At 75.8% G+C, this 12,333-nt stretch carries 10 protein-coding genes; 9 read left to right on the top strand and 1 reads right to left on the bottom strand.

Going from position 1 to position 12,333, the window contains the following annotated elements; genetic code table 11:
- Positions 1 to 87: 87 nt before the first annotated feature.
- On the bottom strand, positions 88 to 1,002 hold the full coding sequence (locus tag ACFRMQ_RS28455; RefSeq protein ID WP_380733528.1) for a HipA family kinase: 915 nt from the start codon (positions 1,000 to 1,002) through the stop codon (positions 88 to 90).
- A 91-nt stretch (positions 1,003 to 1,093) separates the two neighbouring features.
- On the opposite strand from ACFRMQ_RS28455, the gene ACFRMQ_RS28450 reads away from it, so the two are divergent.
- The 9 genes from ACFRMQ_RS28450 to ACFRMQ_RS28410 all read left to right on the top strand — a co-directional run.
- Positions 1,094 to 1,534 carry an SRPBCC family protein gene (locus ACFRMQ_RS28450; protein ID WP_380733527.1) on the top strand — a complete coding sequence of 147 codons (441 nt, stop codon included), beginning with the start codon at positions 1,094 to 1,096 and terminating at the stop codon, positions 1,532 to 1,534.
- A 276-nt stretch (positions 1,535 to 1,810) separates the two neighbouring features.
- A complete protein-coding gene (locus ACFRMQ_RS28445; protein WP_380733526.1) occupies positions 1,811 to 2,965 on the top strand; it encodes a glycosyltransferase in 1,155 nt (384 codons plus the stop codon).
- A 410-nt stretch (positions 2,966 to 3,375) separates the two neighbouring features.
- A complete protein-coding gene (locus ACFRMQ_RS28440) occupies positions 3,376 to 4,899 on the top strand; it encodes a sugar transferase (protein ID WP_380733525.1) in 1,524 nt (507 codons plus the stop codon).
- A 6-nt stretch (positions 4,900 to 4,905) separates the two neighbouring features.
- Positions 4,906 to 6,309: an O-antigen ligase family protein gene (locus ACFRMQ_RS28435; RefSeq protein ID WP_380733524.1), complete on the top strand. Its 1,404-nt coding sequence runs from the start codon at positions 4,906 to 4,908 to the stop codon at positions 6,307 to 6,309.
- Complete coding sequence (locus tag ACFRMQ_RS28430; RefSeq protein WP_380733523.1) at positions 6,306 to 8,090, top strand: lipid II flippase MurJ; 1,785 nt, start codon at positions 6,306 to 6,308, stop codon at positions 8,088 to 8,090. Before ACFRMQ_RS28435 ends, ACFRMQ_RS28430 begins: the two co-directional genes overlap by 4 nt.
- Positions 8,080 to 8,931 carry a polysaccharide deacetylase family protein gene (locus tag ACFRMQ_RS28425; protein WP_380733522.1) on the top strand — a complete coding sequence of 284 codons (852 nt, stop codon included), beginning with the start codon at positions 8,080 to 8,082 and terminating at the stop codon, positions 8,929 to 8,931. The genes ACFRMQ_RS28430 and ACFRMQ_RS28425 overlap by 11 nt, the downstream gene beginning before the upstream one ends.
- The gene (locus tag ACFRMQ_RS28420) at positions 8,928 to 10,043 is read left to right on the top strand and encodes a glycosyltransferase (RefSeq protein WP_380733521.1); all 1,116 of its coding nucleotides are present in this window, start codon (positions 8,928 to 8,930) and stop codon (positions 10,041 to 10,043) included. Before ACFRMQ_RS28425 ends, ACFRMQ_RS28420 begins: the two co-directional genes overlap by 4 nt.
- Positions 10,044 to 10,092: 49 nt before the next feature.
- Positions 10,093 to 11,205 carry a Wzz/FepE/Etk N-terminal domain-containing protein gene (locus ACFRMQ_RS28415; protein WP_380733520.1) on the top strand — a complete coding sequence of 371 codons (1,113 nt, stop codon included), beginning with the start codon at positions 10,093 to 10,095 and terminating at the stop codon, positions 11,203 to 11,205.
- On the top strand, positions 11,202 to 12,333 hold a 1,132-nt coding region (locus tag ACFRMQ_RS28410), incomplete at its 3' end, for a GNAT family N-acetyltransferase (RefSeq protein WP_380733519.1). The genes ACFRMQ_RS28415 and ACFRMQ_RS28410, both read left to right, overlap by 4 nt.

Below are 12,333 nucleotides of genomic sequence, written 5' to 3'. Positions count from 1 at the left end.
CGTTCCGGGCCCGCGGCCGGTTCGCCGAGCGGACCCGGACCGGACCGGACGCAGACCGGACCGGACCGCGTCCGACCCGGGCCGTGCCTAGTCCGGGTCGGACCGCTCCTCGTCGAAGTGGTGCTCCCAGACCGTCTCCACCGACGGTTTGCCGTGCAGGTCCGGTACCTCCCGCAGCCAGGCCGGCCGCCCGGCCCTGGTCCGGGCCGCCCGCCGCCGCTCCGCCTCGCGCAGCTGCTCGGGCGTGGCGAAACCCTCCGGCAGCCACTCCTCGGAGAGCACCGCCCGGGCGGCCAGGTGGGTGACGTACGCGTGGCGGACGGCGTCCACCGAGTCGAAGCCGGGCTCGCCGGCCAGCCACTCGTCCGGGACCAGCGCCAGCACCTCCTCCAGCAGCGGCACGGTGACCAGCGGGCCGAGTTCCTCGTCGGCCAGCCGGACGTCCGGGGCCGAGCCGCCGAGCGCGTGCGCACTGAGGTCGTACCGCTTGCCGACCGCCGCCTCGGCCCCCGCCCAGCGGTGGTGGAAGATCAGCGCGGCGCCGTTGTCGATCAGCCAGAGCCGCCCGTGCCAGACCACCAGGTTGGGGTTGTGCACGGTGCGGTCGACGTTGCCGGTCAGGGCGTCCAGCCAGACCACCCGGCCCGCCTCGGCCGAGTCCACCGTGATCATCCCCGGCCGGAAGTCCCGCGCGCCGGGCAGCAGGTCCATCCCGAGGTTGAGGCCGGCGCTGGCCTTGAGCATGTCCTGGATCTCGGTGTCCGGCTCGTCCGCGGCGACGACCGGATCGAAGTCCACCAGCCGCAGCTCGGGCACCCGCAGGCCCAGACGCCGGGCCAGTTCGCCGACGATCACCTCGGCGATCAACGCCTTGCGCCCCTGCGCGGCGCCGGTGAACTTGACCACGTACGTTCCCAGGTCGTCGGTCTCCACCACACCGGGGACGGAGCCACCGGCCCGCAGCGGGTCGACGTAGCGCACAGCAGTCACCAGATCGAGCACACCGGTCACCCTATCCCGCCGCGTCCCGGGCGCGACCCTGTGATTGGCTTGCCGGACAGAGCGGAACCCACCACACGAGGAGAGCAAGGTCATGGGACAGGTGCAGGCCACCACCGAGCGGGTCTACGATGCCGCGCCCGAGCGGGTGTACGAGGCGCTGGCCGACTACCAGGTGACCCGCCCGAAGCTGCTGCCCGCGCAGTACAGCGAGTACGAGGTGCGGGTCGGCGGCACCGGCGCCGGCACCCAGGTGCACTGGAGGCTCCAGGCCACCGAGAAGCGGGTGCGCGACTGCCTGTTCACCGTCTCGGCGCCCAAGCCCGACCAGCTGGTGGAGAAGGACGCCAACTCCAGCATGGTGATCACCTGGACCGTCTCGGCCGTCGGCGAGGGCCGCTCCAAGGTCACCGTGTCCGCCACCTGGCAGGGTGCGACCGGCATCGGCGGCTTCTTCGAGCGGACCTTCGCTCCCAAGGGCCTGAACCGGATCCACGACCAGGTGCTGGCCAACCTCGCCGCCGAGGTCCGCTGAGCCGCCGAGGTCCGCTGAGCCGCCGAGGTCCGCTGAACCGCCGAGCTCGGCCGAGCCGCCGGACTCCGCCGGACTCCGCCGGCCTCCGGTCTCCGTGGAGCATCCCGGAGATCCGCCGGGCCCGCCGCGCCCCCACCGGAGCGCGCGAATCGCCCGGGAATTCGAGCGGTTCGGCCACCCGTACGAGCCGAAAGCCGTACGGGTGGCCGAACCGCCACCTGTGGGTGACGCGGGCCCCCGGCGCGGGGGAGCCACCCTAGGCTCGCCGCCGTGCATATGACGATCCTTCACATCTCGCAGCCGGTGGACGGCGGAGTCGCCCGCGTCGTCACCGACCTGGTCCGGGGGCAGCGGGAGGCCGGTCACCGGGTGCTGGTCGCCTGCCCGGGCGGCGGGCGGCTGGCCGAGGAGAGCGCCGCGGCGGGCGCGCTGGTCCAGGACTGGCCCGCCCGGCGCCCGCCCGGCCCGGGCACCCCGGCCGAGGCCTGGCGGCTGCGCCGGATCGTCCGGGCGGCCGCGCCCGACGTGGTCCACCTGCACAGCGCCAAGGCCGGACTGGCCGGCCGGCTCGCCGTGCGGGGCGCGGTGCCGACGGTCTTCCAGCCCCACGCCTGGTCCTTCGCCGCCGTCGACGGCGCGCTCGCCGCCGCCACCCTGCGCTGGGAGCGCTTCGCTACCCGCTGGTCGCACCGGGTGCTGTGCGTCAGCGTCCAGGAGCGGGCCGACGGCGTGGCGGCCGGGGTGCACGCCGACTGGGCGGTGGTGCCCAATGGCGTGGACCTGCGCCACTACGCGCCGGGTGACCGCCGCGCCGCCCGGATCGCGCTCGGCCTGGACCTGGACGCCCCGCTCGCGGTGTGCGTCGCGCGGCTGTGCCGGCAGAAGGGCCAGGACGTGCTGCTGGCCGCCTGGCCGGAGGTGCTGCGCCGGGTGCCGGGGGCCCGGCTGGCGCTGGTCGGCGGCGGTCCGGAGGAGCAGCGGATCGCGGAGCTGGTCCGGGGGAGCGCCGGGCCGGCCCGGGTGCGGCTGGTCGGGGACGTGCCGGACCCTCGCCCGTGGCTGGCGGCGGCCGATCTGGTGGTGCTGCCCTCGCGCTGGGAGGGGATGGCGCTGGCCCCGCTGGAGGCGATGGCGGCGGCCCGTCCGGTGCTGCTGACCGATGTGCCCGGCGCCCGGGAGTGCCTGCCGGCGTCCGAACTCGCGCACGCGGTGGTGACGCCCGAGGACCCGGCGGCCCTCGCCACCCGTATGGGGGACGCGCTGTCCGATCCGATCGAATGTGAGCGGCGCGGCGCCCGGCTGCGTGACCACGTGGCCGACCGCCACGACGTGCGCGCGGTGGTCGAACAGGTGGACGCCCTCTACCGCCACCTGCTGGGCGCCGGCCCAACGGCGGGGCGGCGCCGGGCCCGTGTCCCGGAGCGGATCTGATCGTTTCACATGCCGTGAATGACCGCCGTTTCCGGCGCTGTCGTATTCGCGCCCTCGGCCGGATATGGGGCGAGGATTCATATCCGAAATACCTATTAATGGGCGGCTGGAATGAAACGGCAAGTCAACTTCCGTCCTGTAGGGCCTGGTTCGGTATTGTCGGATTTTGCCTGCTTCGTTCGGATTCCGTGCCGGAAATTCACGGCTGAGCCCCTCGCGACCGATTTCTCGACGGCCGATTCCCTCGCGGCCGCTCCCGCCGCGATCAGCCCCGCCACCGGACGTCCGAAAGCGACCAGCGGCAGCAGGTGCTGTCAGGACCGCGCCCATCGAGCCGGGACGGCCGCCCCGCGCCAACCGGTGCCGGGGCAGCGTCACCCCGGGCACACAGCAGGGGAGATCGTGCGCTGATGACCATTGACCACGACAGTGTGCCGCGAGCGGGCGGGCCCCTCTTCGGCCCCCGTCGGCCCGGCACCGGGCTGCTCGACCGCCCGGCGGAAGCGGAGCGCTCCCACGCGGTCCCGCCGCTGGGCCGGCCCCGTGGGACGGTCCGCGCCCGGCTGGCCCTGTCGCTCGCCCTGGCCCAGGCCGACACCATCGCACTGTGCTCCGCCGGCGGCATCGCCAACCGGGCCTTCGACCCGGCCGCCCCGCTCGACCCCCTGCTCGGCGTCCCCGCCGTCCTGCCCCTGCTGCTCCTGCTCAACCTGACCGGCGGCCTCTACCGCACCCGGCTCACCCTGTCCGTCCTGGACGAACTGCCCGCACTGGCCGCCCGCGCCGTGGTCGCCACCGCCTTCGCCGTCACCCTGTCCGGCTGCCTCGGCGGCCGCTGGCCCGACTGCGGCCCGGCCACCCCCGCCCGGCTCGCCGTCCTGCTCGGCGCCCAACTGCTGATCGCCTCCATCGGCCGCGCCGTCCTCTACCACCTCGTCCGGCGGATCCGCCGGGGCCACCCCGGCGCCGTCCTGGTGCTCGGCGCCGGCCGACTCGGCCGCCGGGTCGCCGCCGCCCTGCGCGAACGCCGCGAGTACGGGATGCGCCCGGTCGGCTTCCTCGACGCCGACCCGCCGCTGCTGCCCGGCGACACCGACCTGCCCGTGCTCGGCGGACGCGAGGCACTGGAACGCGAGGTGCGCCGGCACCACGTCCAGCACGTGATCGCCACCGCCGGCGCCGCCGACGAGGCCGAGACCGCCGCCACCCTGCGCGACGCCGCCCGGCTCGGCTGCCAGGTCTGGCTGGTGCCCGCGCTGCGCGAGTACGGCTCGCTGCCCGCCGCCCCGATCGCCGGCGCCGACCACCTGTGGGGCTTCCCCTGCCTGCGGGTCGGCCGCCCGGCCAGGAGCCGCCCCGGCTGGGCCGTCAAACGCGCACTGGACGTCACCGCGGCCGCGATCGGCCTGCTGCTGCTCACCCCCGTGCTGGCACTCTGCGCCCTCGCCGTCCGCTTCGACACCGGCCCCGGCGTGCTCTTCCGCCAGCAGCGCACCGGGCTGGACGGCCGAGTCTTCACCGTCCTCAAGTTCCGCACCCTGCGCCCGAACAACGAGCACGAGTCCGCCACCCGCTGGAACATCTCCCAGGACCACCGGATGGGCACCGTCGGCCGGCTGCTGCGCAAGAGCTCACTGGACGAACTGCCGCAGCTGTGGAACGTCCTGCGCGGCGACATGAGCCTGGTCGGCCCCCGCCCCGAACGCCCCTACTTCGTCATGCGGTTCGGCCAGGCCTACCCCGAGTACGCCGACCGCCACCGCGTCCCGGTCGGCCTCACCGGCCTGGCCCAGGTCAACGGCCTGCGCGGGGACACCTCCATCGAGGACCGGGCCCGGTTCGACAACCGCTACATCGAGAGCTGGAGCCTCTGGCAGGACGTCAAGATCCTGTGCCGCACCGCGGTCCTGGTGCTCCGCCCGGACGGGAGCTGACCCCGCGTGGCCCTGACCATCCCGGCCTTCCCCCGCCCGGCCTTACCGAAGGCGCTGCCCGCACTCGCGGACCGCACCAGCCCGCTGGCCGCCGCCACCGTCCTGCTGGTCTGCGTGCCCACCGGGGAGAAGGACGTCGCCGCCGCCGTCCACATCACCGCCGCCGACCTGGCCTCGCTCGCGCTGGTCGCCCTCACCGCGCTCAACCTGCTGCGCGGACGGCTGCCCGCGATCAGCCGCACCACCTGCGCGCTGTTCGGCGCCGTCGTGGTCGCCGCCGCCGTCGCCACCCTCGGCTCGACCGACCCCACGGCGAGCGTCACCGGCTTCGTCCGGCTCACCCAGGTGTTCGTCCTGGTCCCCGCCGCCGTGCTCTGCTCACTGCGGGACCGCACCGACCAGCGGCTGGTCCTCGGCTCCTTCGTCCTCGCCGCGCTGATCCAGGGCGCGGTCGGCGCCGAGCAGTACCTCACCCACACCGGCGCCTCCTACACCGGCCAGCCGATCCGGGCCGTCGGCACCTTCGGCGCGCTGGACATCATGGCGATGTCCAGCGTGGTCAGCTACGGACTGCTCGCCGCCCTCGCCCTGGCCCTCGCCGAGCGCCGACCCGGCGGCAACGCCCGGCTGCGCCGCGCGATGTTCGCCTCCGCCGCCTTCCTCACCTTCCCGCTGGCCGTCTCCTTCAGCCGCGGCAGCTGGATCGCCACCGGGCTCGCCGCCACCGTGCTGCTGCTGCGAGCCGACGCCCGGCTGCTGGCGCGCGGAGCCGTCCTCGGCCTGGCCGCCGCGGTCGTCCTGGTCGGCGGACTCGGCCTCGGAGGTTCCGGCGTCACCAAGCGGCTCAGCTCGATCGGCTCCGTCTCCGCGGCCCCCGACCAGTCCGTCTCCGACCGCTACGACCTGTGGGCCACCGCCGGACGGATCTGGCAGGACCACCCCGTCCACGGCGCCGGGCCCAAGGCCTTCCAGCAACTGCGCGACAGCCACGCCCCGCTGCGGCTGTCCTCCGGCAGCGACGCCGCCGACGCCACCATCGGCTTCCAGCGCGAACCGCTGCTCTCCCCGCACAACATGTACTTCCTGGTGCTCAGCGAGCAGGGCCTGATCGGCATCACCGCGTACGCCGCGCTCTTCCTCGCCCTCCTGCTCGGCTGCCTGCGCCACCGCCGTGGCCCCGGGCTCGCCGCGCTCGCCCTGCTCACCTGGGTGCTGTTCGACTTCCTGTACGCCGACATCGGCGGCACCACCACCGTGCTGACCTCCGTCGTCCTCGGCCTCGCCGCCCGAGCGGCCGAGGACGGTTCCGGGCGCCCCGTGGCCCGAGCCGCGGAGGACGGCTCCGGGTGCCCCGCCGCCCGCCCCGAGCGGTCCGCCGACGAGCCGGCGCCCACCGGAGCGGCCCGGTGACCACCGACCAGCCGGCCGCCCTGACCTCCTCCGTCCCGGCCCCGCGCACCGCCGCCGCCGGCGACGGCCCGGCCACCGCGCCCCACCCGGCCCCCCGGCGGGGCTTCCTCGCCAAGGCCTTCGGCATCACCGCCGTCCTCAGCGCCGCCGGCTCCGGCCTCGGCCTGCTGCGCGACCTCCTGCTGGCCCGCTACTTCGGCGCCAACCAGGGAACCGACGCCTTCCTGGTCGCCTGGACCGTCCCCGAGACCGCCGCACCACTGCTGATCGAGGACGCCATGTCCTTCCTCATGGTGCCCGCCTTCGCCCTCGCCCTGGTGCTGCGCGAGGAGGACCCGGACGCCCCCGACCCGGTCCGCCAACTCGTCCGTGCCACCCTGCCCTGGCTGCTGATGACGCTCGGCTGCCTCGCCCTGGCCACCGCCCTCGGCGCCCCGCAACTGGTCGAACTCCTCGCCCCCGGCCTGCCGGACCCCAGCCTCGCCGTCACCTGCACCCGGATCACCGCGATCACCGTGCTGCCCTTCGGCGTGGCCGGCTACCTGGCCGCCGCGCTGCGCGCCCACCACCGCTTCACCGCCCCGGCCGGCATCTACGTCGCCCACAACCTCGGCATCCTCGCCGTGCTGCTCTGCCTCCACTCGTTCCTCGGCGTGCGCTCCGCCGCCCTCGGCGTGGCGGCCGGAAGCCTGCTGATGGCCGGCCTGCTGGTCGGCCCGTTCCTGCGCCGGCTGCGCCAGGGCCCGCCAGGCACTGCCACCGGCACCGGCACCGGCACTGCCACCGGCCTCGCCACCGGCCGGGGCCGCCGCTCGCGCCGGGCCCTGGTGCTGATGCCGCTGGCCCTGCTGCCGGTGGCCGCCTTCACCCTCACCCGCCAGTGCCAGGTCTTCGTCGAGCGCTACCTCGGCTCGGAGCTGCCCCCCGGCACCATCTCGCACCTCAACTACGCCGCCAAGGTCTCCCAGCTCGCCATGACCGCGGGCATCCTGATCTGCACCGTCACCTTCCCGCTGGTCGCCCGGGCCCTGGCCGCCGGAGACCTCACCGCCGCCCGCGACCGGGTGGAGAAGGACCTCGGCCAGGCGGCCGCCGTCGTCCTGCTCGGTACCGCCTGCCTGATGGCCTGCGCCCCCTCGGTGGTCTCACTGCTGTTCGAACGCGGCGCCTTCGGCCCGCACGACACCGCCGCCACCGCCGAGGTCATCCGGGTGTACAGCTTCGGCCTGCCCGCCCAGGCACTGATCGGTGTGATGATCCGCCCGTACTTCTCGCTGTGCCCGGTGGTCCGCCGCGCCGACGACCCGGGCGGCGAGGACGGCCGCCGCCGGCTGCTGGACTGGTACCCGGTCGCCGCGATGCTGCTCGGCCTCGGCGTCACCGTCACCACCGGACTGCTCGCCACGCCCCGCTTCGGCGCCCTCGGGCTCGCGGCCGGCAACGCGGCCGGCATCACCGCCGTCGCCGCCCTGCTGCTGCACGGCCTGGTGCTGCGCGGCATCCCGCTGCGGCTGCGCCGAGTGCTCGGCGGCCACGCTCGGCTGGTGGCCGCCGCCGCCGGGGCCACCCTGCTCGGTACCGGCACCGCCGCTCTGGCCGCCGACCCGCTGCTCTCGACCCTCCTCGGGGGCCTCACCGTGGCGCTGGCCTTCGCCGCCCTCGGCACCGGGCTCGGCGCCCGCGAGGTGCGCGGCCCGGTCCTCGCCGTCGCCCGGGCCCTGAAGCCCGTCCGGAACCCGGAAACCGTCGCCGAAGAAGGGAAGCGTCCCCATGGACAATGAACGGGGCACCGTCCGTTCGGCCCAGGCGAGCGTCAGCGACGCACCGCCGCACCGGGCACGACTGCCCATGAGCCGCCGCCCGGCCGGCGAACCACCGGTCCCCGGGCTCGCCTCGCCGTGGATCCTGATGTACCACTCGGTGGCGGTCGAGAAGGAGGACCCCTACCGGCTCACCGTCAGCCCCGAGCGGTTCGCCGAACAGATCGCCTGGCTGCACCGGCGCGGACGGCGCGGCGTCTCGGTCCGCGAGCTGATGCGGGCCCGCGCCCTCGGCCGGGACGACCGGCTGGTCGGCCTGACCTTCGACGACGGCTACGCCGACTTCGCCCGGTACGCGGTGCCGATCCTCCAGGCGTACGGCTTCACCGCCACCGCGTACGTCGTCGCCGACCTGCTCGGCCGGGACAACGACTGGGACGCCGAGGGCCCGCGCAAGAAGCTGCTCACCGTCCAGGAGGTGACCGAACTCGCCGCCGCCGGCTGGGAGATCGGCTCGCACGGCCTCGGCCACCAATCGCTGCCGGGCCTGCCCGCCGCGGCCCTCGCCCGCCAGGCCCGGGAGAGCCGACGCCTGTTGGAGGAAGCCGTCGGCGGCCCGGTCACCGGGTTCTGCTACCCCTACGGCGCCGTCGACCGGCCCGCCACCCTGGCCGTGCGCGACGCCGGGTACGACTACGCCTGCGCCATCGCCCACTCCCCGCTCACCGGCCGCTTCGCCCTGCCCCGCTGCTACGTCGGCGACCGCGACGGCGCCTGGCGGCTGCGCGCCAAGCAGGGCCGGCACCGGCTGCGCGACGCCGTCACCGAACTGCGCCACGCGCGCGGGGGGCACCGGCCGTGAGGGTGCTGCACATCGTCACCGGCCTGGCCTCCGGCGGCGCCGAACGCCAGCTCCAGCTGCTGCTGAGGCACCTGCCGGCCCACCAGCAGTGCGAGGTGCTCGCCCTGACCAGCCCCGGCACGGTCGCCGACGCGTTGCGCGCCGAGGGCGTCACCGTCCACCACCTCGGCATGCGCGGCAACCGGGACCTCGGAGCGCTGCCCCGGCTGGTCCGGCTGGTCCGGGCCGGCCGGTACGACCTGGTGCACACCCACCTCTACCGGGCGCAGCTGTACGGCCGGGCGGCCGCGCGGCTGGCCGGGGTGCGCGCGGTGGTCTCCACCGAGCACTCGCTGCACGACGGAGTGATCGAGGGCCGGCCGGTCACCCGCGGTGTCAAGGGTCTCTACCTGGCGGCCGAACGGCTCGGCAGCACCACCGTCGCGGTCTCCCGCCAGGTCGCCCAGACGCTGCGCTCCTGGGGCGTCCCGCCGACCCGGATCGAGCTGATCCCGAACGGCCTCGACACCTCCCGCTACCTCCTCCCGCCCGCCGAACGGGCCGCCGTCCGCGGCCGGCTGCGGGCCGAACTCGGCCTGCCGCAGCGGAGCTGGGTGGTCGGCGGGGTGGGCCGGCTGGTCCCCGGCAAGCGCTTCGAGGTGCTGGTGGAGGCGCTCGCCGACCTCGACCCGGCCACCCGGCTGGTGCTGGTCGGCGAGGGGCCGGAGCGCGCCGCGCTGGAGCGGCGGGCCGGCGAACTCGGCGTCCGGGACCGGCTGGTGCTCGCCGGCGAGCGCGACGACGTGCCCGAACTGCTGGCCGCGCTGGACGTGCTGGCCGCCCCCTCCGCCACGGAGACCTTCGGCCTCGGCGTCCTGGAGGGCCTCGCGGCCGGGCTGCCGGTGCGGCACAGCGCCTGCCCGGCGCTCGACGAACTGCCGCCCAGCGCCGCCCCGCAGGCCCGCCGCATCCCCTCCGAGCGCGCCGCCTACGCCGCCGCGCTGCGCGACCTGCGGCCGCTCAGCGGGCACACCGCCGACCCGCTGCCGCACCCCCCGGCCGTCGGCCACTACGACATCGTCCGGGTCGCCGCCGACCTGGGCGCCCTCTACGACCGGCTGGCCCGCGTCTGACCGCCCGCCACCGCCGGAACCGCCGTACCAGACCCAAGGAGCAACACCCATGACCACACCGCGCCGAAGCGCCCGCCGCCTGGTCCGCCGCTGGTGGCCGGTGGCGCTCGCGGTTCCGCTGGGCGCCGCGGGCGGCGCCGGGTACGCCGTCGTCGCGCCCCCCTCGTACGCCGCCAACGCCTATGTCCTCGTGGTCGCGCAGAACCCCGGGGAGGCCGCGCTCGCGACCAACTTCGCCCAGGCGTACGGCCGGCTGGCCGGCCGGCCGCAGGTGCTCGCCGTGGCGGCCGCCGAGACCGGCCGCACCCGCTCCGAACTGGAGTCCCTGGTGCACGGGACGACCTCCCCGGACGCCCCGATGATCGAGATCACCGGCACCGGGCGGCGCGCGGAGGAGGCCGCCCGGACCGCCGACGCGGTGGCCCGCTCGCTGGTCGCCTTCGCCAACACCAGCAGCAGGGACACCAACGTCCGGCTGGTGACCCTGGCCCCGGCCGCCGCGCCGGACAAGCCGACCACGCCCTCCGGGAAGCTGGACGTCGCGGTCGGCGCCGCGGCCGGGCTGCTGCTGGGCTCGCTCGCGATGATGGCCCGCCGCCGGGGCGCGGCCGGGGCGCCGGAGGACGCCGGGAGCACCGACGCGGCGCAGGCACCGGGGGCGGCGCAGGCTCCGGACGCCGTGGAGGAGGCCTCCGGCGCTTCGGCGCCGGCCGCGAGGACTCCGGCCGCGAAGGTTCTGGCAACGAAGGTTCCCGCCGCTCCGATGTCCGCCAAGGCCCCGACGGCGCCGCGCCCGCGCAGCGCGGAGCCGGCCAGGGCCGAGCCCAAAGCTGAGTCCAAGGCCGAGTCCAAGGCCGAGTCCAAGGCCGAGTCCAAGGCCGAGTCCAAGGGCAGGGCCGTACCCAGGACGGAGGCCCGCAGCGGGGCCGCGACCGAGTCAGGGGGGACGAAGTCCGAGGAGAAGTCCGACAGGAAGAGCGATCCGAAGACCGGCCCGAGGCCCGCCGCCGCGCCCACGGCGACGGCGCAGCCCCCGGTGCCGGAGCAGACCTCCGCCGAGGGACAGTCCGCTCCCGAACCGAAGTCCGCTCCCGACCCGAAGCCCGCCACGAAGACCCAGCCCGTCACCAAGGAGAAGAGCCCCGCCGGGAGCGGCCGATGAGCACCGAGGCCCGCAGTGCCGGCCTGCCGGCCCAGGCGACGGCCCCGGCCTGGACCACCGAGCTGCGCGGCGAGGACGACGCCCTGGACGTCCTCGCCGAGGAGTGGGACGACCTGGCCGCCCGCTGCCGGACCGCCACCTTCTTCCAGGCCGCCGACTGGCAGCGCTCCTGGTGGCGCCACTACGGCCGCCCCGGCCGCCTGCTCGTGGTGCTGGTCCGCCGGGACGGCCGACTGGTCGGGGCGGGCGCCTTCCGGCGGCGCGGCGGCCCGTTTGGCGGCCTGACCGGCCTCGGCGGCGGGCTGGTCGACTACACCGACGTCCTGCTCGACGACGAGTGCGCCGACCGGGCCGCCGCCGAGTTCGCCGCGGCCCTCCCGCTCACCCGCCCCTGGCACTGGCTGGAACTGCGCGAGGTGCACCCCGAGGCGGCCGTGCAGCGGGTGTACGAGCACTGGCGCGGCAGCCGTCGCCGCCACCAGGACTCGCTCTGCCAGTACCTGCCGGCCGTCCCGATGGAGCGGCTGCTCAAGCGGGTGCCCGGCAAGACCGCCCAGCGCAGCCGGGTGAAGCTCCGCAAGATCGCGGAGGCCGGGGTGAAGGTCAGCTCGACCCCGGCGGCCGAGGTGCCGCAGGCGCTGGAGGGGCTGCTGCGGCTGCACTTCCTCCAGTGGCAGGCGCGCGGCGTCACCCCCGAGCACCGCACCGAGCGGTTCGCCCGGCACCTGACCGAGTCCACCACCGGCCTGGTCGCCACCGGCAGGGCCGCCGTCCACCAGTTCCACCTGGACGGCCAGCTGGTCGCGGTGAACCTGCTGCTGCTCTGCCCGTCCTTCGGCGGGCTCTACATGTACGGGGCGCACCCGGTGCTGCGCGAGCGGCTGGACATCGCCGGGCTGCTGTTCGGCGCGGCGCTGGACGAGACGGTCGGCGCGGGTATCCCGCTGCTGGGTCTGCTGCGCGGCCAGGAGCCGTACAAGCAGCGCTGGCGGCCGGACCGGCTGCCCAACCAGCGGCTACTGCTCGGCCCGGCCGGGGCGGCGCCGGCCGCCGCCGTCCGGGCCGCGGTGGTGCGCACCCGGCAGGCGGCGGCGCACGGGCTGCGCACCCGGTTCCCCCGTCTGAAGG

It is taken from the genome of Kitasatospora sp. NPDC056783 (assembly GCF_042789895.1).
Classification (GTDB): Bacteria; Actinomycetota; Actinomycetes; order Streptomycetales; family Streptomycetaceae; genus Kitasatospora.
Note: the sequence above shows the minus strand (reverse complement) of the source record. Positions and strands in the feature narration are given on the sequence as shown.